The sequence below is a fragment of the Nocardia sp. NPDC057440 genome (assembly GCF_042802915.1).
GTDB lineage: Bacteria > Actinomycetota > Actinomycetes > Mycobacteriales > Mycobacteriaceae > Nocardia.
The window spans coordinates 94285-118816 of the sequence record NZ_JBHVDF010000003.1 but is presented as its reverse complement, the minus strand read 5'-3'; the positions used below and the strand labels follow the sequence as shown (position 1 = coordinate 118816).

Annotated in this window: 23 protein-coding genes and 1 pseudogene; 9 read left to right on the top strand and 15 right to left on the bottom strand. The window is 67.2% G+C overall.

Annotation, left to right across the window (positions count from 1 at the left end; all coding sequences use genetic code 11):
- The 5 genes and pseudogenes from ACFU4Z_RS07150 to ACFU4Z_RS07130 all read right to left on the bottom strand — a co-directional run.
- Window positions 1-351: pseudogene (locus ACFU4Z_RS07150) on the bottom strand (hypothetical protein); the annotation flags it as partial.
- 652 nt (window positions 352-1003) lie between these two features.
- A complete protein-coding gene (locus ACFU4Z_RS07145; protein ID WP_379060484.1) occupies window positions 1004-1822 on the bottom strand; it encodes an SDR family NAD(P)-dependent oxidoreductase in 819 nt (272 codons plus the stop codon).
- Between the two features lie 13 nt (window positions 1823-1835).
- Window positions 1836-2567, bottom strand: coding sequence for a glucose 1-dehydrogenase (locus ACFU4Z_RS07140; protein WP_379060483.1), 732 nt, complete (start codon window positions 2565-2567; stop codon window positions 1836-1838).
- Between the two features lie 52 nt (window positions 2568-2619).
- Window positions 2620-4296, bottom strand: coding sequence for a 3-oxosteroid 1-dehydrogenase (gene kstD / locus ACFU4Z_RS07135; RefSeq protein WP_379060481.1), 1677 nt, complete (start codon window positions 4294-4296; stop codon window positions 2620-2622).
- A 27-nt stretch (window positions 4297-4323) separates the two neighbouring features.
- On the bottom strand, window positions 4324-5082 hold the full coding sequence (locus ACFU4Z_RS07130) for a glucose 1-dehydrogenase (RefSeq protein WP_379060480.1): 759 nt from the start codon (window positions 5080-5082) through the stop codon (window positions 4324-4326).
- 143 nt (window positions 5083-5225) lie between these two features.
- Between ACFU4Z_RS07130 and ACFU4Z_RS07125 the strand changes: the two genes are divergently transcribed.
- The 6 genes from ACFU4Z_RS07125 (at window position 5226) to ACFU4Z_RS07100 (ending at window position 12050) form a co-directional block, all read left to right on the top strand.
- Window positions 5226-6353, top strand: coding sequence for an LLM class flavin-dependent oxidoreductase (locus tag ACFU4Z_RS07125; RefSeq protein ID WP_379060479.1), 1128 nt, complete (start codon window positions 5226-5228; stop codon window positions 6351-6353).
- A gap of 135 nt (window positions 6354-6488) precedes the next feature.
- Window positions 6489-7274 carry a glucose 1-dehydrogenase gene (locus tag ACFU4Z_RS07120; protein WP_379060478.1) on the top strand — a complete coding sequence of 262 codons (786 nt, stop codon included), beginning with the start codon at window positions 6489-6491 and terminating at the stop codon, window positions 7272-7274.
- Window positions 7275-7284: 10 nt separating this feature from the next.
- Window positions 7285-8289 (top strand): alpha/beta hydrolase, encoded by a 1005-nt coding sequence (locus ACFU4Z_RS07115; RefSeq protein ID WP_379060477.1) that lies wholly within the window; start codon window positions 7285-7287, stop codon window positions 8287-8289.
- A complete protein-coding gene (locus ACFU4Z_RS07110) occupies window positions 8286-8648 on the top strand; it encodes a VOC family protein (RefSeq protein ID WP_379060475.1) in 363 nt (120 codons plus the stop codon). The genes ACFU4Z_RS07115 and ACFU4Z_RS07110 overlap by 4 nt, the downstream gene beginning before the upstream one ends.
- A gap of 316 nt (window positions 8649-8964) precedes the next feature.
- A complete protein-coding gene (locus tag ACFU4Z_RS07105) occupies window positions 8965-11058 on the top strand; it encodes a TRAP transporter permease (protein WP_379060474.1) in 2094 nt (697 codons plus the stop codon).
- Entirely contained in the window at window positions 11055-12050 is a 996-nt protein-coding gene (locus tag ACFU4Z_RS07100; protein ID WP_379060473.1) for a TAXI family TRAP transporter solute-binding subunit, read from the top strand. Before ACFU4Z_RS07105 ends, ACFU4Z_RS07100 begins: the two co-directional genes overlap by 4 nt.
- A 29-nt stretch (window positions 12051-12079) precedes the next feature.
- On the opposite strand, the gene ACFU4Z_RS07095 is transcribed toward ACFU4Z_RS07100, so the two are convergent.
- Window positions 12080-13363 carry a serine/threonine-protein kinase gene (locus ACFU4Z_RS07095; RefSeq protein ID WP_379060471.1) on the bottom strand — a complete coding sequence of 428 codons (1284 nt, stop codon included), beginning with the start codon at window positions 13361-13363 and terminating at the stop codon, window positions 12080-12082.
- A 97-nt stretch (window positions 13364-13460) separates the two neighbouring features.
- Window positions 13461-14330: a helix-turn-helix domain-containing protein gene (locus ACFU4Z_RS07090; RefSeq protein WP_379060470.1), complete on the bottom strand. Its 870-nt coding sequence runs from the start codon at window positions 14328-14330 to the stop codon at window positions 13461-13463.
- Window positions 14331-14431: 101 nt separating this feature from the next.
- Between ACFU4Z_RS07090 and ACFU4Z_RS07085 the strand changes: the two genes are divergently transcribed.
- Window positions 14432-15223 carry an SDR family oxidoreductase gene (locus tag ACFU4Z_RS07085; RefSeq protein WP_379060469.1) on the top strand — a complete coding sequence of 264 codons (792 nt, stop codon included), beginning with the start codon at window positions 14432-14434 and terminating at the stop codon, window positions 15221-15223.
- Window position 15224: 1 nt separating this feature from the next.
- The gene (locus ACFU4Z_RS07080; protein ID WP_379060468.1) at window positions 15225-16292 is read left to right on the top strand and encodes a diacylglycerol kinase; all 1068 of its coding nucleotides are present in this window, start codon (window positions 15225-15227) and stop codon (window positions 16290-16292) included.
- Window positions 16293-16496: 204 nt separating this feature from the next.
- Here the strand turns inward: ACFU4Z_RS07080 and ACFU4Z_RS07075 are convergent, their stop codons facing one another.
- Together ACFU4Z_RS07075 and ACFU4Z_RS07070 are read right to left on the bottom strand one after the other, a co-directional pair.
- Entirely contained in the window at window positions 16497-17546 is a 1050-nt protein-coding gene (locus ACFU4Z_RS07075) for an aminotransferase class V-fold PLP-dependent enzyme (RefSeq protein WP_379060467.1), read from the bottom strand.
- A 153-nt stretch (window positions 17547-17699) separates the two neighbouring features.
- Entirely contained in the window at window positions 17700-18182 is a 483-nt protein-coding gene (locus tag ACFU4Z_RS07070; RefSeq protein ID WP_379060466.1) for a nuclear transport factor 2 family protein, read from the bottom strand.
- A 310-nt stretch (window positions 18183-18492) separates the two neighbouring features.
- On the opposite strand from ACFU4Z_RS07070, the gene ACFU4Z_RS07065 reads away from it, so the two are divergent.
- Complete coding sequence (locus ACFU4Z_RS07065; protein WP_379060465.1) at window positions 18493-18789, top strand: three-helix bundle dimerization domain-containing protein; 297 nt, start codon at window positions 18493-18495, stop codon at window positions 18787-18789.
- On the opposite strand, the gene ACFU4Z_RS07060 is transcribed toward ACFU4Z_RS07065, so the two are convergent.
- Genes ACFU4Z_RS07060 through ACFU4Z_RS07035 form a run of 6 tightly spaced genes read right to left on the bottom strand, consistent with a single transcriptional unit; the run spans window position 18762 to window position 24365 of the window.
- A complete protein-coding gene (locus ACFU4Z_RS07060) occupies window positions 18762-19793 on the bottom strand; it encodes a zinc-binding dehydrogenase (RefSeq protein WP_379060464.1) in 1032 nt (343 codons plus the stop codon). The genes ACFU4Z_RS07065 and ACFU4Z_RS07060 overlap by 28 nt on opposite strands.
- A gap of 28 nt (window positions 19794-19821) precedes the next feature.
- A complete protein-coding gene (locus ACFU4Z_RS07055; RefSeq protein WP_379060463.1) occupies window positions 19822-21027 on the bottom strand; it encodes an LLM class flavin-dependent oxidoreductase in 1206 nt (401 codons plus the stop codon).
- Between the two features lie 33 nt (window positions 21028-21060).
- Entirely contained in the window at window positions 21061-21948 is an 888-nt protein-coding gene (locus ACFU4Z_RS07050) for a VOC family protein (protein ID WP_379060462.1), read from the bottom strand.
- A gap of 13 nt (window positions 21949-21961) precedes the next feature.
- Window positions 21962-22924, bottom strand: coding sequence for a 2Fe-2S iron-sulfur cluster-binding protein (locus tag ACFU4Z_RS07045; RefSeq protein WP_379060882.1), 963 nt, complete (start codon window positions 22922-22924; stop codon window positions 21962-21964).
- Between the two features lie 59 nt (window positions 22925-22983).
- A complete protein-coding gene (locus ACFU4Z_RS07040) occupies window positions 22984-23211 on the bottom strand; it encodes a hypothetical protein (protein WP_379060461.1) in 228 nt (75 codons plus the stop codon).
- An 11-nt stretch (window positions 23212-23222) separates the two neighbouring features.
- Window positions 23223-24365, bottom strand: coding sequence for a Rieske 2Fe-2S domain-containing protein (locus ACFU4Z_RS07035; protein ID WP_379060459.1), 1143 nt, complete (start codon window positions 24363-24365; stop codon window positions 23223-23225).
- Window positions 24366-24532: the final 167 nt, after the last annotated feature.

The window sequence follows — 24532 nt, the reverse complement described above, 5'->3', positions numbered from 1 at the left end:
GTGTCGCTCGTCCGGCCCGCCACCCCCCTCCGCTCTCCACATTGGCGGCCACACCACCTCGCGCGGCCCGGCGCTGCCCACCAGATAACGGGTCGATGATGTCGCGCAGTTGTTCGAGGGCGCGACCATGGTCCGGGTGCCGATATGGGTGGACCACTCCGATTCGAACTCGGCGGCGACGCGGTTGGCCAGGGCGGTGGCCTCGGTGCCGCGACGGGTGAGGCGGACCAGGCGGGCGCGGGCGTCGGCGGGGTGGGGGACGTGGCGCACGTAGTCCGCGCGTTCGAGCTGGCCGACGAGCAAGCCCGCGTTCTGTTCGGCGGCCTCGGCCTGTTCGGCGAGCTCGGTCAACCCGGGTGCCGTACGGCCCGATGCGCTGCACGATCCGCGCCTGGGCGATCGTGATCTCCGTGAAGCCGGCGTGCGCGAGTGCGTCGAATACCCGCCGTTCCATTGCTCCGCGCACAACGAGGGCCGCTGGTGTTTCTCGTGCACGTTTCGGCGGGGGAGCTGGTCAAGTGCTTCCGCCTTCGAGCCGAGGAAGTGGAATTGGTCGACGACCACAGCTGACTGCTGCGCACCGGCGCCGACTCGCTGGAATGGACCGCAGTCCGGCTCGCGCGCCCCGGTGTGGAATCCGAGGTGCGCGAGCCGCTGGAAATGGTGCGCGACCTCGGCCGCAAGCTCCTGCGCGTGGCGGGGATGTCGCGTAGTCGGCATGCGCGTACGGCTGGTGTCGAACTACCTGTACGGCCGCATCCGCAATGCTCTGACCTGCGTTGATATGGTGAAAGACAAGTAGTTCGCTACTCAGGGAAACCGGCAGGCCGAAGCGCAGAATCGGTGTTGCGGGGAGTCAATGACGACTTCCGAGGACAACGGAGTTCTCATGCATGTCGGTATCCACCAGTCGAATTTTCCGGAGCAGGGACGGCACTATGGTCGACATCAGCTGCGGGGTGCCGGTCGCTGATCGCACCGGCGCCGCCGCGCACCCTGGATGTTACGAGACTTCCTTCTTCATCTGAGCGGTGAGGATGCGCTGGTAGCCGGAGCCGAAAATCCTTGGCAACAAGTCGATTACGCGAGCATCGGCGCCGATGAGGATCTTGGCCTTGTCCTTGCGGATGCCGCGCAGGATGGTGGTCGCCGCGGATTCGGGAGTCGTTTTCGCCAGCTTGTCGAAGTTCGCGGCCAGTGCGTCACGGTCGCGATCGCCGCCCGCTCGAGCTTTCCAGGCGATGTCGGTCTTGATCATGCCGGGGTGGACACTGCTCACGCCCACCGGGTAGCCGGCGATCTTCATTTCCTGGCGTAGCGCGTCGGTGAAGCCGCGAATACCGAACTTCGTGGCGTTGTACGCGCCCTGACTGGGACAGGCGGCGAGGCCGAACATGCTGGAGACATTGGCGATGTGGCCGTCGCCGGATGCGATGACCTGCGGCAGAAAGGCTTTGGTGCCGTACATCACGCCCCAGAAATTGATGTTGACGATCCACTCGAAGTCTTCCCAGCTCAGCTCCTCGACATTGGCGGTGAGCGAGACGCCCGCGTTGTTGACCACCAGATTGGCCGGGCCGAAGTCCGCCTGTACCTCGTCGGCGTGCTGATAGAAGGCGGCGCGGTCGGTCACGTCGAGCTTATAGGCGCGGGCCTTGGCGCCCGCCTGCTCGCACAGCGCGGCAGTCTCGGCGACATTGGCCAGATTTCGGCCGGACAACGCCAGTTTCGCGCCATGGCGAGCCAGCTCCACCGCCAGGGCCCGCCCGATGCCCGCGCCCGCGCCGGTGATGACGGCGACCTTGTCCTGAAAGTTCTTCACAGGGGTGTGTCCTTCATTTGGTGGTGTAGCCGCCGTCGGCGACGAATTCGGAGCCGGTGCAGTAACTTGCCTCGTCGGAGATCAGGAACAGCACCAGACTGGCCAGCTCGTCGGGCGCTGCGGCACGCGCCAGCGGCAGGTCGTGCACCATCGAGTTGGAGCGCTCGGAGGTGGCGGTCATCTCGGTGGCGACAACGCCGGGATGCACGGAATTGACCCGGATTCCGTCGACGCCGAATTCCTGCGCCGCGGCCTTGGTCATGCCGCGCACCGCCCACTTGGAGGCCACGTAGCCCAGGATGTTGCTGAAGGCGATGATGCCGCCGATCGACGAGATGTTGACGATCGAGCCGCCACCTGCCCGCCGCATCGACGGCACAACGGCTTTCATGCCGAGGAAGACGCCGACCTGGTTCACGTCGATCACACGGCGGTAGTCGGCCTCGGCGAGTTTCTCGATGGGGTCGACGTGCACGATGCCAGCGTTATTGACGAGCCCGGAGACCGGGCCGAAGGCGCGTTCGGCCTCGGCGACGACGGCGTGCCACGCGGTCTCGTCGGTAACGTCCAGCGGCGCGAACACCGCCCGATCGCCCAGCTCGGCGGCGACTGCTTTGCCTTCGTCGACCAGGACATCAGCGACCACGACGGCCGCGCCCTCGGCGACGAGGCGTCGGGCGAACGCGGCGCCCATGCCACGCGCGCCACCGGACACGATCACGGTCTTGCCATTCACTCTGTCCATGTCATGCTCCTGTTCGGCCGAAATCGGCCGGATAGTTCGAACGTCGGTGGCATCAGGGGCTCGTCGGTGCGGTGTCGGCGAGATGGTTGGCGGCGATGTAGCCGAACACCATGGCCGGGCCGATCGTCGCGCCGGCGCCGGCGTAGCTGTTTCCCATCACGGCGGCCGAATTGTTGCCTGCCGCATACAGTCCCGCGATCGCGGCGCCGTCGCCGCGCAGCACCCGGGAGTGCTCGTCGGTGACGAGCCCGCCCTTGGTGCCCAAGTCGCCGGGAACCATTTCGACCGCGTAGAACGGGCCATGGTCGATCGGGGCCAGGCACGGGTTGGGCTTGACCGTGGGGTCGCCGTAATACCGGTCGTAGGCGGATTCGCCGCGATGGAAGTCCTCATCGCGACCGGCGCGCGCAAAACCGTTGAACCGGTTGACGGTCGCGGTCAGCGTGTCGGCGGGCACGCCGATCTTGTCCGCGAGTTCGGCGAGGGTGTCGGCCTTCTTGATGATCCCGGAGTCGTAATACTTCTGCGGGATGGCCTGCTTCGGGAAGGTACCGAGGAACAGGTACCTGTCGCGGAAGCGCTGGTCCATGATGAAGTGCGCGGGGACATGGCCGATGCCCTTCGCGTGCTGCTCGTACATCGTGTGCACCACGTCGACATAGCTGGCCGATTCGTTGGTGAAGCGTTCGCCCGCGTCGTTGACCATGATGGCGCCGGGCTGGGAGCGCTCGGCCAAGCAGAAGAAGGGCGGACCGTCCGGGTTGCGGACCGAAGGCCCCCACCAGGCGTCGTCCATCAAATCCAGTGCACCACCGGCACTTTCACCGGCGCGAATGCCCTCGCCGACATTCTCGGTGGCGCCGACCGTCCACTCGGTGCTCACCGGACCGGTGAAGAACTGCTGCCGCATCTCGAGGTTGTGCTCGAAGCCGCCCGCGGCGAGCACGACACCGCGCCGAGCCCGAATGGTGATCGGGGCACCGTCACGCTCGGCGCGCACACCGACCACAACGTCGTCCTCGGTAATCAGATCGGTCAGTGGTGTATTCAGCCACACCGGCACGTTCGCGTCGCGCAGCGCCAGCCAGAGCCGGGCGACCAGAGCCTTGCCGAGACTCAGTGGCAGCCGTCCGCGCAGCTTGTTCAGCACCGCCTGCGCGCCGACCTTCATGGCCGTGCGCTTGCCCTTCCAGGTCCGCGCGATCATGTTGAGGTCGTGGAAGTCGCTGACGGTGAACGCGATTCCCTTGGGGCCGGACATGGTCGGCCGGTTGATCTTGTCCAGATCCTCGCCGAGCAGCCGGCCGTCGATGATCGCCGGTTCGATGCTGCGGCCCTGCGCGAGTCCACCGGGCAACTCCGGGTGGTAGTCGGAGTAGCCGCGGTCGTAGACGAACTCGAGATGGCGGGTGCGCGCGCCGAGGTAGGTCATCATGCGCGGACCGTTGTCCAGGAACGCGTCCTGCTTCTCCTGCGGAACCCGATCGCCGACAACGGATTTCAAATAAACTCTGGCCAGGTCCGGGCTGTCGGGGACGCCCTCGCGGACCAGCACCGGATTGTTGGGAATCCAGACGCCGCCGCCCGAGCGCGCGGTGGAACCGCCGAAGCTGCCGCTCTTTTCGATCAGCACCACCGACAGTCCGCGATACGCGGCGGTCAATGCGGCGGTCATGCCCGCGGCTCCCGAACCAACAACTACGACGTCGTACTCGTGTTCCTCGGACATCGCCACCTCCTTGTCGTTCACGCTTGATCAGTAGCCCGCGCCGGTGAGCATGCCGCCGTCGACGACGATCTCGGTGCCGGTGCAATAGCTCGCGCCGTCCGACGCCAGGAAGACCGCCGCCTCCGACACCTCGCCGGGTTGGCCCCAGCGCGAGATCGGCAGTCCGGCGAAGAATGTGCTGCCGTCGACGCCCGAACCTGCGGCGGCCGTCATCGGTGTGGCGATGCCGCCGGGGTGAATCGAGTTGACCCTGATCCCGTGTTTGCCGAGTTCGCGCGCGGCCGACTTGGTCAGGCCACGGATCGCGAATTTGCTCGCGCTGTAAGCGGAGAGATTCGCCGCGCCGATAAATCCCTCGACCGAGGAGATATTCACGATCGAGCCGCCACCCGCTTCGGTCAGCGCCGCCGTCGCGGTCTTGATGCCCAGCCATGCGCCGGTGACATTCACGGTCATGATGGTGGTGAAATCGGCGAGGCTCATCTCGGCGATCGACTGGAATCGCAGGATTCCGGCATTGTTGACCAGCACGTCGAGCCTGCCGTACTCGGTGCGAGCCGCGGCCACGGCGGCGGCCCAGTCTGCCTCGCTCGTCACGTCGTGATGCACGTAGTGGCAGTCGGCGCCGATCTCGGCCTGGAGTTGCTTGCCCTCCGCGTCGAGCACATCGCCGAATACCACTCGCGCGCCTTCGGCGACGAAACGGCGGACGTGCTCGGCGCCCATTCCGCGTGCGCCTCCGGTGATCAGTGCGACCTTGCCATCGAGTCGGCCCACTTGGCCCATCCTTTCTCCCGCGTTACCTCCGAACGCTAGGGGCGCGACAGTGGCGGGAGCCCGCACAGTCCCATCCACCGAGACATGCACCTGACCTCCACGAGAGCATCGGAAATATTTCTACTAGGCATATTGAGAAGTGGAGGCAATGCATGAAGTTCTCGATGATCTTCGAGGCACAAATGACCAACCCGTCCGCCGATCACGAACGGCAGGTGTTGCGCGACTGCGTAGAGCAGGCGGTGCTGGCCGAAGAGATGGGTTTCGACACCGTCTGGGCGGTCGAGCATCACGGGCTGAAGTGGTACGCCCATATGAGCGCGCCGGAGATCTTCCTGACCTGGGTGGCCGCCCGCACCGAACGGATCCGCATCGGTCACGGCGTGGTGTGCATGCCGTTCAACTTCAACCACCCGGTGCGTGCGGCCGAGCGTGCGGCCATGCTCGACGTGCTGTCCAACGGGCGAGTAAACCTCGGCGCGGGTCGCGGCGCGACCCCGCAGGAGACCTCCATGTGCGGCGTAGACCCCGATCGCACCTACCAGGAGGTGGAGGAGTCGCTGCGGATCATCGGCAAGGCCTGGCAGGATCCCGAGGGCGAATTCGAGTGGCACGGTGAGCTGCTCGATATCGACCCGCACCCGATGCTGCCGCGTCCGGTCCAGCTGCCGCATCCGCCGCTGTTCATGGCGTGCACCAAGAAGGACACGCTCAGGCTGGCCGCCGACTACGGGATCGGCGCGCTGGTCCTCGGTTTCGCGGGTGTTGAGGAGATCGCCGAACTGCGCCGTACCTACGACGCGGCCATTGCGGCGCGGACCGGGGAGAAGTTCGTCTCGACTGTCGTCAACGACCATTTCGCCGCGCTGTGCCCGACCATCGTCCTCGACGATCGCGAGAAGGCCCAGCAGATCGGCGCGCGCGGTCAGCGTTTCTTCGCCCAGTCCATCAAGCACTGGTACGGCGCGGGCCCGGTCCCGGACGAGGCCGTCGATCCCACTGTCGACGAGGTGGCCAAGATCAAGCAGGCCGCCGACGATCACGTCGCCTACCTGCACGAGGCCAAGATTCCGGTGAAGACGGGCGCCACCTCGGTGTTCAATGCCGAGCACGCCTATGGCAGCCCCGAGGACGCGATCGCCTACGTCGAGCGGCTGCAGGAGGCGGGCGCCGACGAAATCCTCTGCCTGATCCAGATGGGCACCGTGCCCCAGGAAGCGTGCCTGGAAACCATCCGGCACTGGGGCGAAAAGGTTATCCCGCACTTCCGTAAGGGTTAGTCACCCCGCGCACAGCCGCTCGCAGGCTGTGGGCTCAGGAACCCGGCCGCCGCCCGACATGGCAGGCGGATGCGCCGAAGCCTACTTTTCCGGCGCAGGCCGGGGATCCGCAAGTGCATGAGCAAGGAGCTGAATATGACCGATCTGACCGGCAAGGTCGTCCTGATCACCGGCGCTGCCCGGGGCCAGGGCGCCGAAGAGGCCCGGCTCGTCGCCGCGTCCGGCGGCCGCGTCGTGCTCACCGACGTGCTGGAACCCGAGGGTGAAGAAGTTGCCGAATCGATCGGCGCCGCCGCCCGCTTCGTTCGTCATGATGTGAGTAGCGCGTCCGAATGGGCGGCCGCCGTCGAGACGGCGGTGCGCGAGTTCGGGCGGCTGGACGTGCTGGTGAACAACGCGGCCATCTACACCGCGAAACCGCTCACCGACACCACCGCCGAGGAGCTGGAGCGCATTCTGCGGATCAACCTCATCGGATCGTTCCTCGGCATGCAGGCGGTTGTCGAGCCGATGCGGGCCGCGGGCGGCGGCTCGGTCATCAACATCTCGTCGCAGGCCGGATTGCAGGGCTTGATGGGGCATTCCGCGTATGGCGCGTCGAAATGGGGATTGCGTGGTCTGACCAAGACGGCCGCACTCGAACTCGGTCCGCTCGGCATCCGCGTGAACTCGGTACACCCGGGGCCGATCGCGACACCGATGATCGGGCATCTCGGCTTGAGCACCGGGCCAGGCAGTTTCCCGTCACTGCCGCTCGGCCGCGTCGGTTTGCCGAGCGAAGTGGCCGAACTGGTGGCGTTCCTCGCCTCCGACGCGTCGGCCTTCATCACCGGGGCCGAGCTGGCTATCGATGGCGGATTGTCCGCGGGACAGTTCATTCCGCCGGGCGCGATGCCCGCTGTCGGCGCCGCGGGCGAGTGAGGATCGGGCGATGCCGCTGAAACCCGAAGCGCAGGTGATCGTCGACCTGGCCACCGCGTCGTTTCCTCGGTTGGGCACCGAGATTCAGGACGCCACCGAGGCGCGCCGCATTCTCGCGGCGCGCCCGGCGGCCGCCGCCGAGCCGATTCCGGTCGGGCGGGTCGAGGAGCGTCTGGTGCCGGGGCCGGTCGGCGCGCCGGAGCTGTGGGTGCGCGTCTATCGTCCCGCGGATTCGTCTCTCGACACACAGTCGTCGGTCACCGATGCGGAATCGAACCTGACCGGCACGACCGCACTGCTGCCTGTCATCGTCTTCTTCCACGGTGGCGGGTTCGTGATCTGCAGCCTCGACAGTCACGACCAATTGTGCCGGTCGATGGCCAACGGTGTCGGCGCGATCGTGGTGTCGGTCGACTACCGGCAGGCGCCAGAGCACCGGTTCCCGGCGGCCGCGGAGGATGCCTACGCGGCACTGAACTGGGTCGCCGAACATGCCGGGACGATGGGCGGCGACCCGGCCAGGGTCGCGGTGGCCGGTGACAGCTGCGGCGGAAATCTCGCCGCCGCAACGACATTGATGGCTCGCGATCGCAACGGTCCCGCCGTCGCCTGCCAACTCCTTGTCTATCCGATGCTCGACCCGGCCCGAAACACGGTGTCCTATCGGGACAACGCGCAGGGATACTTCGTCACCGACGACCATTTGCGGTGGTACTGGGAGCAATACCTGGGAACCGACGGCGATGCCGACCACCCCTACGCGTCGCCACTGCGCGCCCGCGACATGTCCGGACTGCCGCCCGCGCACATCGTCACCGCAGAGTTCGATCCGCTGCGGGACGAGGGCGAGGAATACGGCGTGCGACTCCGGGAGGCAGGCGTGCACGCCGAGGTGATCCGCTACGACGGCCAGTTCCACGGTTTCTTCAGCATGGCCGATAGCCTGTCCGACGCGAAAGATGCTGCTACCGCTGCCTTTTCCGCACTCCGCCAAGCCTTGAAAGCACATCGATGACAGTAGAACGCCTCGGCACGATCTTTCCCGCCGATAATCTGACCGCCGCGATCGACCTGCTCACCGCCGTTTTCGGCACCAAGGCCACCTTCGTCGACAGCGACCGCTGGGCGCAGTTCGACATCGGCCCGGCCCGAGTCATGCTCGCGGGCGCCGACCGCGAAGGCGACACCCCGTCCTTGGCGGCCAAGGTCGACGACCTGGATGCCACCCTTGCCCGGCTGCGCGCCGCCGGGTTCGCCGCCGCCGATCCGGTCACCGGACCCCACGAACGCCGCACGTCGGTCCGCCCGACGCCCGAATCCCCGTGGGCGATCGTCCTCTACGAGCCGCTCCCCGCCACCCAGCACGCGCCGTAACGACCTCTGTGGACGTGGTCGTCCGTGCGGCCGTCGGCTGGCGAATCTCGTATCGGAGGGTGAGCGCGCGGCGGGCACCGCTCGGGGGCCCGAGTGGCCACCACGTCGCTGTCGCCAGGACTGCACCGCCACACCGACACCGCATCGTCGGCAATACGCCATTCCGGCCCGTATTCGGCCGAGGGAATTCTCCGGTATTGCTGGAGCCGGCCTCGCCACCGACTCGGCAGCACGCGATCTGGCGGTGCGCCGTGATTTGCCGACCCCGGATTTCATTAGCCGCATACAGGCGGCCGTGCGTTGATAGTGTCGCGCCATGTCGGAGAGGCGTGGCGCTGATCTAGGTACGGCGCTGCCGAAAGATAGCGGTGGGGGCTCCGACGACGAGCCGCGCGGCGATCGGCGACTCCCGGATACGGATCCGGTCGGCGATCAGCCACCCAAGATCGAGGTCGACGATGAAGAGCGCCCGGCACGGGTACTGACCGGCCTGCCCGAACAGTTGGTGGCGACAGTCGCTTTCGCGGTGGCGATCCTGGTGCTGTGGCAGGTGTTTCGGCCGCTGTCGCAGGGCAGCCAGTACTACCTGGTGGTATTCCTGAGCGGAACGCTGCCGTTGGTGTTCATCGCCTACCGGTCCGGAGTGCGCAGGCTGGATCGGGGCGAGGGGCCTGGGGCTCTCGACTGGATAGTGGCCGCGGTGACGCTGGTGGTGTGCCTGTATCCGTTGTTGCCGATGACGATCGGGTCGGGTGGCGGCGGGTACAACGCCTTCCTCGATCGACAGGGACAGTTCGATCCGGTGGATGTCGGGATGGGCTCGGTGCTGCTCGTCCTGGTGCTGGAGGCCTGCAGGCGCACGACCGGGTGGGTGCTGCCGGTGGTGTGTCTGGTGTTCGTCGGCTACGGCTACTACGGCGGATTCCTCCCTCAGCACTGGACAATTGCGCACGCGGGGTTGGATTTCGGGCAGATCATCGACGCGTTGTACAACTCGGGCAGCGGGTTCTACGGCACGCCGTTGGATGTCGCGGCCACCTACATCGTGCTGTTCACCCTCTACGGCGCGGTGCTCGAATTCTCCGGCGCCGCACAGTTCTTCGTCGATCTGTCGGTGGCAGCATTCCGCCGCTCGCGCGGCGCGGCCGGACGGACCGCCGTCGCCTCGGGTTTCCTGCTCGGCACGGTGTCCGGCTCCGGCACCGCGACGGCTGTGACTGTCGGTGCGGTCACCTGGCCGATTCTGCGGCGGGCGGGCTATCCGCCGGAACAGGCCGGCGGCATGCTGGCCGCGGCCGGTGTCGGGGCGATCCTCTCGCCGCCCACACTCGGTGTCGCCGCGTTCATCGTCGCCGAATATCTCGACGTCTCCTATGTGACGGTGCTCGGCTGGGCGATGATCCCGACGGTGCTGTACTACCTGGGAATTCTGCTCGCCGTCGAGATCGACGCGCGCAGATTGGGTACCCGACCTGTGGAGATCGGCGGCGCGTCCGTGTGGCGGTTGCTCGCGCGATTCGGCTACCACTTCCTGTCCTTGATCGCGATAGTGGTGCTGCTGCTGATCGGGGTGAGCGCGACACGGGCCGTCGTCTACGCCACCGCACTCGCTTTCGTGCTCGCGTTCCTCGATTCGCGCACCCGCGCGCGGGCGAGTTCGCCGCGCAGGGTGTTCCAGGCCCTCGGCAGCGGAGTTCGCTCGGCGCTGCCGGTGGTGGCGGTGTGCACGTCGGCCGGTGTCATCACGGCGATGACCACGAAGACCGGGCTCGGCGCGCAGTTGGCGTCCCTGCTGGTGCGTGCGGCGCGGACGGTGTCGGACAACCACACGGTGGTGCTGGCGTGCACGGTCGTGCTCGCGGCCATCGCGCTGGCCGTGCTGGGCTTGGCGGTGCCGGTGACGGCGTCGTTCATCATCGGCTGGGCGATCATCGGGCCCGCGCTGCTCGCACTGGAAGTGCCCGCCCCGGCCGCGGCGATGTTCGTCTTCTACTACTCGGTGCTTTCCGAGGTGACGCCGCCGACCGCGCTCGCGGCGGTGGGCGCGGCGGCGATCACCGGTGCGCGCACCGTCCCGACCATGTGGCAGGCGCTGAAATATGCGTTGCCCGCGTTCCTGGTGCCGATCGTGTTCGTGCTCAGCGGTCCCGGTGAATATTTGCTCGGGCGCGGGCCGGTGCTCGGCGTGCTGTGGACGACGGCGGCCGCCTGCGTCGGTGTCGCGGCGTTGGCGGCCGCGACCGGGGGCTGGATTCTCGGGGTCGGTCCCGCGCGGCCGCTCGCGCGGGTGTTCGCCGCGGTGGGCGGGCTGGCGCTGTTGTACCTGGAGCCCGGCGCGCTCGTCGTCGGGGTGGCCGCGCTGACTGTGGCGGTCGGGATCACTCTGGTCTCTCGAAGGAGGACGACATGACAAGAGTCGCAATAGGTTTCGCCGTCGCGGTGGTGACGGCCGGCCTGCTCGCCGGATGTGGTGGACGGCGCGACACGCCACAGACCGATGCGGGTGGCGCGGTCACCTGTGAGGTGAAGCAGGAGACTCGCGTCGGGATCGCCACCGGCAACGCGACCGGCGTCTACTTCGCGCTGGGCAATGCGTACGCCGAACAGATTTCGCAGGCCACCGGCGGCAAGGTGAAGGCGACCGCCGCGGAGACCGGCGCATCGGTGCAGAACATCCAGCAGTTGGTCGCGGGCACCTATCAGGTGGCGTTCTCGCTGGCCGACACCGCCGCCGACGCAGTGCTCGGCGCCGCGAGTTTCGAAGGGAAACGGCAACCTGTACAGGCGCTTTCGCGGCTGTATCCCAACTACACACAGGTGATCGTCCGTACCGGGGCCGGCGTCGGCTCGCTCGCCGATCTCCGCGGCAAGCGGGTCTCCACCGGATCGCCCAAGTCCGGCACCGAGGTGATCGCCCAGCGGGTGCTGCAGGCGGCCGGGCTCAACCCCGACAACGACATCTCGGCGCAGCGCCTCGATCTCACCAAGACCGTGGACGGTATGAAAGACGGCTCGATCGACGCCATGTTCTTCTCCGGCGGGCTGCCGACCCCCGGTATCACCGACCTGTTCACCTCGGCCAAGGACAAGGTGCGCTTCCTCGACATCGCCGATCTCGCAGGCAGCATGCGCACCGCGAACCCCGTCTACGAAGAGGGCGTCATCCCGGCCGCCACCTACGGTCTGCCCGCGGACGTGAAAACCATCGTCGTCCCGAATGTTCTTCTGGTCCGCGACGACCTCGACGCGGATCTCGCCTGCGTTCTCACCACCACCTTGTTCGACCGCAAAACCCAACTGGAACAGGCCAACTCGGCCGCCAAGGGCATCAATCGCGATGCCGCACCGTTGACCGCTCCGGTCACCCTGCACCGAGGCGCCGCCGAAGCGCTGACCAAGTAACGCGGGCGATCGGCTGGGATCGGCGTTCGCTACTGCTCTTTCGACAGCTCCGCACTCGCAGCCCGGTGGCCTCGCCAGTCCTTCAGTTCGCGAATGCCGATGAATACCGGGAAGACGGCGAGGGCAATCATCGCCGCGCCGACCAATGCGCCGATGGCCGGGCCGACGAAGCGCTGGGCCGACGATGCGGTGTCGGTGCCCGTGAGCATCGTCTCGGCCGCTATCGCGATCACCGTCACGCCGGGCGTCAGGAACAGGAGCCCGCACAGAAGCCAGAGTGCTGCCGCGGCAAGGGGTTTGACAGCTCGAGGGCGCGCGGAAGTGCCGGACTTCGATGCCTCGTCGCCGCGCAGCCTGGCAGGCCTCGCCGGGGTTTCCCACGGTGGATCGGAGGTCGAATCCTTGTCCGGCGGCGCGGGCCGTATCACCGTGATGTCTGCCGGCTCCCGGACGGCGTGCTCGCTGATCTGTGTCGAAGGCTGATCGGTCGCGGCCACGCGCAGCATGGCGCGAGCCCGGTCGCCGGCCGGTCGGTCGCGGGGGTCGCGGGCCAGCAGCGCCGTGATGGCCGACGCTAGAGGTTCGTCGCAGTCGGGGGTCGGCGGGTCTTGGTAGATGATGGCCTGCAATGTCTGTGCGGTGGACTCGCGCTCGAACGGACTGCTGCCGGTCGCCGCGCGGTACAGCGTGGCGCCCAGCGCCCAGTAGTCGACGGCGGGAGTGATGGGACCGGGCCCGAACCGCTCGGGTGCCATGTAGGAGACGGTGCCCAACGCGCCCCATCGGGTGAGCCGGGGGTCGGTGGCGGCGCGCGCGATACCGAAGTCGAGGAGTTTTACCTGGCCGCTCGGCAATACCAAGACGTTGCCCGGTTTGACGTCCCGGTGCACGACATCCAGCGCATGCGCGGCCGCGAGCGCGTCGAGCAACTGCAACCCGATCTCGGCGACCTCGCGGCTCGGCATCTTCCCGTACACCCTGATCAACCGCTCCAGCGTCGGCGCGGCCACCAACTCCATGATCAGATAGACCGCGTCGTCATCCTGGCCCGCGGGAATCACATCGTAGAGCGCGACGACGCCCGGATGGCTTATCCGCCCCACATTGCGCGCCTCGGCCAGCGCCCTGGCCATGAACACCTCGCGATCCTCCCCGAGCTCATCGGCAGGGGCCCTGATTTCCTTGACCGCCACCTGCCTGCCGATCATCTCGTCGGTCGCGGACCACACCACCCCCATGCCGCCGCGCCCGAGCACCCCCGCGAGTCGGTACCGGCCTGCGACCAGTCGATCCGAAGACGTCTCTTGCGACATGTGAATCCCCACAACCACAGTTGATAGCGCACCGCGCCCCACGGTTGGCCATGCGGCAACTACGCCCATCGTACGCACTGGTCAGCAGCCCGGGTCGCTAGCGGGAGGTCATCACGGCCGTCAGCGAGCGGGCCGCGTCGAGGGTCGCGCAGATGTACTCGTCGCGTTCGAGCTTGGTGGTCGCCGCGCGCAGCGGGCCGAGTTGAACTTCGTAGGCCGCGGTGCCCACGGCGTCGAAGACCGGGGCGGCCAGGTAGCTCAGCGGCAGCGCGGTGTCGGCATCGAGTTCGTGCTTGCTGTAGGGGCGGGAGGTGAGGGCAGCCAGCTGGCGAAGGATGCGGGTGCGCAGCTGTGGCTGCAGGAGTTCGGGTCCCATCGCGCCCAGGAGATCGGCGAGCAGGTCGACCATGCCCGCGTCATCGGCGAGGGGACGGAAGACGGCGACGCCACGCTCGCGCACCAGGGCGAGCAAGGTGCTTGCGGTGCGGCGCTCGGCATCGGGTGCGGCCGCCAGCCAGGTGTTCTGTTCGGCGGCCGCGCGCCACGGCATCACGCTGGCGCCCGCCGGGAACTGCAGTGGGATGCGGTGTCCGACAGGGATTCCGGGGACCACCCGGTCGGGGCCGTGCCGGACGTCGAGGACGGTGAGGCGGTCGGGTTCGATGCGGCTGAGGGTGGCGCCGGATCCGGTGCGCGCGGTGAGGGCGGTGAGGATGTCGCCGACGCCGTGGGGGAGCGTGGAACTGCTGAGACCGGTCAGTGCGGGGCCGATGGCGTAGCCGCGGTTCGGGTCGCGCACCACCCAGCCCGCCGAATCCAGTTCGGCCAGGATCGCGGTGGCGGTGGCGCGGGCGATATCCAAGCGGTCCGCGATGCCCGCGACGCTCATCGGGTCGAGTGCGGCCGCGAGCAGTGACACGACCTCGACAACCCGGCGGGTCGGTGGCGACGGTGACCGTTCGGGCATAGCGCACCTCTTGTTCGGCTCGGCGGAACGACTTACGATGTCGAATATTAGTGCATAAGATGTCGAATATTCGACGTCTGCTGCGAGGGATGGAGTGCTGGATGATTCTGGATCGATTCCGAATCGACGGGCAGGTCGCCGTTGTCACGGGTGCGGGCCGCGGCTTGGGCGCGGCGATCGCCGTTGCCTTCGCCGAGGCAGGGGCCGATGTCGTCATCGCCGCACGCACCAAGAGTCAGCTGGACGAGGTGGCCGAGAGGGTGGCCGCGGTGGGACGGCACGCGCATGTGGTGCCCGCCGATCTGAGTGACATCGAGGCGACGGCGGGGCTCGCCGCTGCCGCGGTGGATCGGTTCGGGCGACTGGACATCGTGGTCAACAATGTGGGCGGCGCGTTGCCGTGCACGCTGTTGGACACGACGCCGCAGGCGCTGGTCGATGCCTTCAATTTCAATGTCACCAATGCCCACGCGCTGGTGCGGGCCGCGGTGCCGCGAATCCTCGAAACCGCCGGTGGCGGTTCGATTCTCAACATCACCTCGACAATGGGCCGACTGCCGGGCCGGGCGTTCGCCGCCTACGGCACGGCCAAAGCGGCACTCGCGCACTACACCAGGCTGGCCGCGCTCGATCTGAATCCGCGCATTCGGGTGAATGCCATCGCGCCCGGTTCGATCCTGACCTCGGCGCTGGAAATCGTCGCGGGCAACGAGGCCATGCGCACCGAGCTGGAATCGAAGACGCCGTTGCACACCATCGGCGATCCCGAGGACATCGCGGCCGCCGCGCTGTATCTGGTCTCGCCCGCGGGCAAGTACGTCACCGGCAAGATCCTCGAACCCGACGGCGGCCTGATCACGCCGAACCTCGACCTCCCGATTCCGGATCTGTGACATGACATATTCCGTAGTGCAGTGGGGCACAGGCAATGTCGGCAAGCACGCGCTCGCGGGCATCATCGCCAACCCCGATCTCGAATTGACAGGCGTGTGGGTTTCGGGGCCGTCGAAAGACGGAAAGGACGCGGGAACCCTGGCCGGGCTCGACCATTCAGTGGGCGTGGCCGCCACAACGGATGCCGAGGCGATCCTCGCCGCGGCGCCCGACTGCGTCGTCTATTGCTCCATGACCGACAACCGCCTGTTCGATGCGGTGCAGGATTTGCAGCGGCTCTTGCGTGCGGGCATCAACGTGGTCGCCTGCGCGCCGGTGTTCTTCCAGTACCCGTACGGTGTGCTGCCCGACGAACTGTTGAAGCCGGTGCAAGATGCTGCGGCCGAGGGCAATTCGTCACTGTGGGTGAACGGCATCGACCCCGGCTTCGCCAACGACCTACTGCCCCTCGCGCTCGCAGGCACCTGTCTGCGCATCGATCAACTGCGGTGCCTGGAAATCGTCGACTACGCCAGTTACGACAACCGTGAGGTCATGTTCGACATCATGGGCTTCGGCAAGCCCCTCGACGACATCCCACTGTTGTTGCAGCCCGGGGTCCTCTCGCTCGCCTGGGGCGGCACGGTGCGCCAGCTCGCCGCGGGAATCGGGGTCACCCTCGACTCGGTCACCGAGACCTACGACCGAATCCCCGCACCGGAAGCCTTCGACATCGCCACCGGCCACATCGCCGAAGGAACCGCTGCCGCATTGCGTTTCGAGGTCCGTGGCATGGTCGGCGACCGGCCCGTCACGGTCCTCGAACACGTCACCCGCCTACGCCCCGACCTGTGCCCCGACTGGCCGCAACCGGCGCACCCGGAAGGCTCCTATCGCATCGAAATCACCGGTGACCCGAGCTACGCGATGGACCTCGTCACCTCGAGCCCGCACGGCGACCACAACCACGCCACCCTCTTGGCCACCGCCATGCGCATCGTCAACGCGGTCCCCGCCGTCGTCCGAGCACCCCCGGGCATTCTCACGGCCCTCGACCTCCCCCTGATCACCACCCCGGCCGCCCACTGACACCACCTGCTGTCCGCCCCGCGTTCGGCGCGTGCGTGGCACTTTCGTGGGGACCGCACCGGCGTATCACTTCCCACCAGGTGCCACTCGTCGCACAGCAATGCCCATCGCGCCCCGGACCGGTATCCGCAGGGCCTCGCGCAATGGTGGACGCACGCAACCGGATGGGTGGCCGCGCACTGCGACCGCGCTCGCGGTGGCGGGCTACTTCTCGGGGAGGGCGTCGAGGGTGCGGTCGACGTCGGTGGCGCTGTTGTAGAGGTGGAAGGCGAAGCGAAGACCGCCACCGCGGACCGAGGCGATGATGTCGGCTTGTTCGAGGTCTGCGGCCGCGTCGCCTGCGCCGGGCACCGAGACGATGGCCGAGGGGCCGGGGACGGGCTCGTAGCCGAGTTCGATGAGACCTGTTCGGAAGCGGTCGGCAAGGTCGAGATTGTGCGCCCCGATCTTGTCCACTGTCAGTTCCTCGATCAGCTCGATGCCCGCCGAGGCGGCGATCGCACCGAGCCAGTCCGGTGTCGCGTCGAAGCGCCTGGTCGTGGTGGCGAGTGCGATCGGGTCGTACAACTCGGCCCACGCGTCCGCCGCGGCGTACCAGCTGGGACCGACGGGGCGTATGTCTGCCGTCGTCTCGGGTGTCGCGGCGAAGAACGCGATGCTGCGGGCGCCGATCAGCCACTTGAACGCCGCGCACACCCAGTAGTCCGCCTCGGCGAAGCGCAGGGGAAGCCAACTCGCGGCCTGGGTGGCGTCCACCAGCAGGCGGGCGTTGTGCGCTTGGGTGGCGGCGTGCAATATCGACAGGTCGGTGATCCGGCCGTCCTTCGACTGGACGACGCTGACCGCGACCAATGCGGTCTCCGGCCGCACCTCCTCGGCCAGCTTCTCCAGCGGCACGAAGCGCACCGACAGGTCACCCCGGTGTACGAAAGGCATGGACACGGAGGAGAATTCGCCCTCGGCCAGCAACACCTCCGAGCCTGGTGGCAGTGCCACAGCTATCGGTGCGATGAGCCCTGCGACACCGCTGCCGAACGCGATGTCGGCAACCGTCGCGCCCTCCAGCAGTCGCGCGAACGCGGCCCGCAACTCGTCGACGACATTGTCGTGCGCCATCGGACCGCCGCGTCCTGCCGCCCACTGGGTGTCGGCATCTCGCACGGCGGACAATGCCCTGGCCGACGGCAACCCGAAGGATGCGGTGTTGAGATAGGTGGTCTCAGGATTGAACTCATCAGGCGCCAGCGAAGTCATATGCGCAGCATCCGCCCGCATCCCGCCCGCGTCCAGCGCCAGCGGTCCGATAGTGGACCGATTTCGCGGACAATCCGCCGAGGTAGGCCGATGCGGCAGTGCCGAGGTGCGTGATGGTGGCCATAGCGGGTCCACCGTATCGGGTCGGGCGGGCTACTTCGGGGTCGGCGATGCCCACATGTTCGACAACAGTTGGTAGCTCGGGGTGTCCGAGAGGGCTTGCATCGATTCGTAGATGCGTTGGTAGCCCGTGGCGGCGATGCGCCATCGGCCATCGGGGTCGAGGCGGTAGCTGTCGGTGTAGTAGCCGGCGCCGCGGATCAGGACGCCGTATTCGGTGGCGATCACGGTGTCCTCGAAAGCCCACGAGCCCGTGGCTGTCTCATCGGTGACCGTGATTTCGGGATGGTTGGCGATGTGGGTGGTGACCACTGCGGGGCCGAGATTCTCCCGCATGAAGGCGGTGACGGCGTCGCGGCCGTCCAGGGTGAGCGGCTCGCCGAGGGCATGGGTGCCGTAGCGGCCCGCGACATCGGCGGTGAGCGTGTCGGCGAACTCGTCCCATCGTTTGAGATCCAGCGTCCGAAAGTAGCGATACTTGAGCTGGCGGATTGCTTCGATGGCGGCGAGATCCATTGGTCCAGCCTGGCACGTGCGCGGTGCCGAGACAATAACCTGTTCTATTTTTTCGCCCGCGACAACGCCGCCGATGCCTGGGCGGACAGTCTGTCGAGCGCCCCAACGCGCGCTGGGCACCTCGACCGACTTCGCCGAGGACATCCTGGCGCTGAACCCGATGGGTGCCGCGGAAAGTCGGGTTCACACGGATAGTTCGGCCAGAGGTGTCCGATCGAGGCGGATCGGGTATCCGAGTGCTTGACGTGGTCGTCGGTACGCACGACCGCGTCCGCAGTATCGTGCGTTCCGACATGACCAGGAGTCCGCCATGACTGAAGGTCCTGCTGCTCCAGCTCCGTTACCCGACCCGTCGATCGACCAAGAGGCTGCGTTGCAGACCGCCGCGCACCGCTTGGCCAGGGAATTCGATGCCGTTGGTGACGACGCCATCAACCAGTGCCTGCATTCGGCCTACAGACACGTAGCGGGCCACGCCACCGTCGGCAACTTTCTGCCTCTGCTCGCCGAGCGCTACACCCGCGAGTGGCTGCACGCCATGACCGAAGAGGTCTCCTCGGCCCGGCCGACGCCCGTCGTTCACAGATCCGGGCGGACCAGGATCTGAATGTGGTCGTCCGGGTGGCGCAGCGCCTCGATAGCGCCTGCCACTCCGGACAGGCCGACCTGGTCGGTGATGAGCGAGGACGCGTCCACGGTGCCGTCGGCGATGCGGCCGAGCGTCTTCGCGTACTCCTCGTGCGGGTAGACCATGCACATCTGCAGTGAGATGTCCTTGTAGATGCCGACGATCGGACGGATGACGTCGTCGGTCATCACCGCGCCGACCTGCAGGATGGTCGTTTGGCGTGGCGCTTTGTACAGCAGTTCGTTGAGCAGGCCCGGCACCGCCGCGCACACCCAGATGTGCAGCAGCTGACCGGGCGCGGCCGCTTCGCGCCACACCTCGATCGGGTCCTCGACGGCGGGATCGACCACGCGATGCGCGCCGAGCCGCAGTGCGGTGTCGCGGCGCAGCTTCGACGGATCGGACGCGATGATCGGTGCGACACCGCGTTCGGCGAGCGCCGCTACGGCACCCAAACCGACAGGGCCGCAACCGATGACGATGCCGGTGCCGTCGGCCCCGATGCCGGTGCGCGCGACATTGCCGAAGCCGACCGCCAGCGGCTCGGTCAATGCCGCGACATGCGGCGGCACATGATCGGGAATCGGTTCCAGAGCCATGGCCTGCAACACCATTCGTTCCCCGTAGCCACCGGGGAAATCGTTGGAGAAGCCGACGCCGTGGATCTGACCGACGTGGTCGATGGCCCACGGCAGCGCGACCACCAGCTGTCCCTCGGTGTGCGGGGTGTCCGGTCCGGCCGAGATGACCCGGGCGGCGATCTCGTGACCCATCACGACATCGCGCGACGGGTCGAACTCGAAAGTGGGCACGCCGCTGTCGCGGGAGGCCTGCAGGAACTCGTCGGTGTAGTCGAGTGCTTGTTTATCGGATCCGCAGATACCGCACGCCACCGTCTCGACGAGCACCTGGCCAGGTCCCGGCACGGGTTCGGGGACCTCGTCGACGACAAGGCTGCGGCCCCGCATCACTACTGCGCGCATCGGTGTACTCCCGGTGTCGAGGTGGTGTTCACTTCGCTTCCTCCGTGCCGAGTGCGGCGGCCAACGCCTGTCCGTGCTTGTCGAAAGCGCTCTGGATGCCCGCGGTGAGGCCGCCGATCATGCGCTCACTGTTGACGTGCGCCCATTCCAGCGAGGCAACCCGGTTGCGATTGGCTCGGGTGAAGTGGGGAATCACCTGCTCGGCGAACAGTCGCGCCGAGCGTTGGGTGGCGTCCCAATCGGCGACATTCAGGCCGAGCAGCAGGAAGGTGCCGAAGCCGCCGGACTGTTCGGCGAGCTTCTCGATGGTGGCGATGGCGTCGTCGGGGGTGCCGATGGTGGCGCGCCCGAAGGCGGGGAAGCCCTCTCCGGCCCACTGCTCGACAGCGGCGCGGGCCGAGGAGTTCCACGGCGCTGCCATGCCGCTGAGCTTCTCGATGTAGTCGACGAGATGTCCGACGCCCCACTCGGCCTCGCGCAGTGCCTGTTCCCTGGTCTCGGCGATATGCATCGGCGCGACCAGGCGCCACCGGGAGCGGTCGAGCACGTGGCCGTTGTCGGCCATGGTCTTCTCGTAGACCTTCCAATTGGGCAGCAGCGCCTCATATCCGCTGGGATCGGAAGCGGCCAGCGAGAGCAGCCCGGCGCCGTGCCGACCGGCCAGCACCGCTCCCGACGGCGAAATGGTCGAGGCGACAGCCATTTCCATGCCACCCTGCTGGTAGGGCAGCAGTTGCAGGCGCGCTTCGTTCAGGTGATACCAGTCGCTCTCGGCGGTCACCGTCTCCCCGCGCAGCAGGCGCACCAGCACATCCATGGATTCGTGCATCATGTCGCGCTGGCGAACCGGATCGATGCCCATCATGGCGGCGTCGGTGGCCAGTTGACCGGGGCCGACACCCATCATGGTCCGGCCCATGGTCAGGTGATCGAGCAGGCAGAGCCGGTCGGCGAGCATCATCGGCTGGTGGTAGGGCAGCGAATTCACGCCGGTGCCGAGGCGAATGCGCTGGGTGCGTTGCGCGGCCGCGGCAAGAAAGACCTCGGGTGCGGCGATGATTTCCAGTCCGGCCGAATGGTGTTCGCCGATCCAGGCCTCGCTGTAGCCGAGCTTATCGGCCAGCTCCACCAAGGCGAGATCGCGGTGGATCTGCAGGGTCGGGTTGCCGGTGAGCGGATGGTAGGGGGCGATGAAGAATCCGAACCTGGTGGGGCCGAACTGGTTGTCGCTCAATTCAATTGTCCTTACTCGGTGCGGACCGGAGCCTCAGCTCCGGTCCCAGTCGTGACCCCAGTAGCTGTCCGCGGTCATTTCTTCTGCGGTGTAGGTGGTTTCGTCCACCAGCACGCCTTCGGTGCCGAACTCGAGATCCCAGCCGCCCGGAGTGCGGACGTAGAAGGAGATCATCTTGTCGTTGGTGTGCCTGCCGAGCGTCGAGGACAGGTGGTAACCGGCCTTGTTGACACGGTCGAGGGCGCGCCCGACGTCATCGAGGCGGTCCACCTCGACCATGATGTGGACCAGGCCGGAGCCTTCCTTGCCGCCGGACGGGATCAGGGCCAGGCTGTGGTGGCGCTGGTTGACGCCGAGGAAGCGGATGCGCACCGGCCCGTACTCCGGTGGCGTCGGCAGGCGGAACGCGCCGCGTGGCAGGAAGCCGAGTACGTCGGTGTAGAAACGGAAGGCGACATCGAGGTCGGGGACCGGCAGCACCGCGTGGCCGAGGCCGAGGCCCTCGGTGACGAACCGGTTGCCGTGCTTGCCGACGACGGGACTGTGGTCGAGGACAGGGCCGTGGAAGACCTCGACGGTGGTGCCGGACGGATCGACGAAGCTGATCGCCTCTTCGACACTGCGTGCGTCGGCTTCCGCCACCGTCAGCGTGCTCACCGCGATGCCGGACCGCTCCACGGCTTCCCGCGCGGTGGCCAGCGCGCGGTGGTCGCGGACCTCCCAGCCGATGGCGAGCACCTTGTCGGTGTCACCCGGCACCAGCACCAGACGCGCGACGTGCTCGTCCATGCGCAGATAGATCGCGTCGGGGTCGGGACCCGATCCCTCGGCGAAGCCGATCACATCGAAGGCGAAGGTGCGCCAGGCATCCGGGTCGGCGACCGCGACCTTCACATATCCGAGCGAGCTGATGGCAGTCATGGGGTCGTTCTCCTCATTCATAGGTGATCCGGACCGAGTCGGTGACCGGCACCGCCTGGCAGGCCAGCACGTAGCCCTCGGCCAGGTCTTGTTGTTCCAGTACGTCGTTGCGCAGCAGCTTCACTTCGCCGTCGACGACTCGGCAGACGCAGGCGCTGCAGGCGCCCTCACGGCAGGAGTAAGGAGCTGCCACGCCGCGTGCGAGCAGCACGTCGAGCAGCACGCTGCTGCGCGGCCATGCGAATTCGTTGGTTTCGCCGTCGAATTCGACCTCGACGGTGGCGGAGTCCGCGCTGTCGGGCACCTCGATCGGGGCCTGCGCGAAGGGATCGCCCGACAGCGAGACGAACTTCTCGACGTGCACCCGGTCCCGGTCGACGCCGAGATCGCGGGCGGCGGCGACCACCGCGTCCATGAAAGCGCCCGGGCCGCACACGAAGATCTCCCGGTCCGACCACGGTGCGATGAGATCGGTCAGGTAGCGCGCCGCAGGCAAGCCCTGCACCGACTCCAGCCAGTGCAGCACCAGAAGGCGCTGCGGATAGGCCGCGGACAGTGCGCGCAGTTCGTCGGCGAAGATCACCGACTCCTCGTCGCGATTGGCATAGATCAGCGTGCAGCGTCCGTTGCCCCGTGCCAGTGCGGATTTCAGGATGGACAGCACGGGGGTGATGCCGCTGCCCGCCGCGAAGAGCAACAGGTCGGTATCCAGCGATTCGGGGGTGAACACACCAGCAGGAGGCAGACTGTCGATACTCATGCCCGCGGTAGCGTTGTCGCACAACCAGTTCGACCCGTACCCGTCGGCGGTCCTCTTGACGGTGACCTTCAGCGGCCCGTCCTCGTGCGGCGCGCTGGACAGCGAATACGAGCGAGCCACCGAGCCTGTTCGGTCACTGGGGATCCGCAACGTCAGGAACTGGCCGGGTCGGTAGGGCAGCGGCACCCCGGATTCGGCGACCAGCTCCAGCGACATCGCATCGCGCGTTTCCGCGACGACCCGTACCACCCGCAATGCCACCGCGACACCGGGATTCACAGCAGGTCCCGATCGCGGGTGCTCAGACCGACCGCGCCCGCGGTGACGGCGTTCTCGATGCACGCGCGCAGCGCGGTGCAGCCACGGACCGGGCCGCCGCCGTTGTCGGCGAGTTCCGCGCAATGCCTCGCGGCGGCCGCGCTCCATTGCACGCTGGTGTGCGAGGGGCTGAATTTGACTACCTGGACCCGGATTCCACAGGTCTGGCAGGTGACGGAGTCCATGGCCGTGCCGTTCAGACGCCGCGCTTGGCGGCCAGGTTCTCGGCGACCTCCGCCTCCCACGCGGAAACCGCGCGGGTGGTGTCGACCTCGAACTCGAAGCGATCGGTCATCTTGTCCTCGACCTCGGCGACGTCCCGGTAGAACTGCTCATACCAGCGCCGCAGCTGGTAGACCGGCCCGTCTTCCTCGCACAACAGCGGATTGTCGATGCGGGTCTTGCGCTTCCAGATCGCGACATCCTGTTCGAAGCCGCGACCGAGCCCGTTCGCGAAACGCACCGCCATCGCGTCGGCATCCTCCGGCGAGAGGCCGGGCAGCTTCTTGACGATCGCCCCGTACTGCAGCACGAACTTGGTGGGCGACACCGGGTAGTGGCAGTTGATGAGCACCGATTCGACGCTCTGGCCGTTCGACTCGTTGACCAGGTGGTCGATCATGTAGGACGGCCCGTAATAGTGCGCCTCGGATTGCAGCACGTTCTTGCCGCCCGCTTCTTTGGCGATCTCGCCCTGCACGTCCGCACGGCCGATCGAGGTCATGTACTGACTGGCGACGTGGCCCTCGAAGACATTCTTGAAGTAGGTGGGGAAGGCGAAGTGCACGTAGAAGAAGTGCGCCATATCGACCACGTTGTCGATCACCTCGCGGCAATTCGCGCCTTCGATGACGATCTCGTTCCAGGTCCAGTCGCTCCACTCGTCGCTGAACGCACCGTCGATGCGGGGGATGGTGACGTCCTCGGGCGGCGGGTTGCCCTCGGGGTCGTTCCACACGAACAGCTGCTTGTTCTGCTCGAGCGTCACCCAGGACTTGGTGCGGGCCAGCGGCGGCACCCGGCGGCCGTAAGGAATCGCGGCGCATCGCCCGTTGCCCTTCCAGCGCCAGTCGTGGAACGGACACGCGAGGGTGTCGCCCTTGATGGTGCCGTCGCCGAGGTTGCCGCCCATGTGCCTGCAGTACGCGTCGAGCACGCTGAGGGTGCCGTCGGTAGCCGCGAAGACCACGAGTTCGGTGCCGAACGCGGTGATGGTGTGCGGCTTTCCGTCGCGGAAGCGCTCGGCGATGCCGAGGCAGTGCCAGCCACGCGCGTAGCGGGCGGGTGGTGCTCCGGTATCGATCACGCGCACCTGGTCGTCGGTGTTCGCGAGGCTCATGATGTCGGTTCCTCCACGGTCGTCGTTATTTCGATAGTTCGGCGGGTCGGCTGTCGCCGAAAGGCGTGGTCCCACTGATCGGGAGCTTCGGCCCGAGACTGTCCCGCGGCGCTCAGACGCTGGTAAGCGGCTGATCGAGTCGGTTTGCGTCGCATTCGCTCGGCCTG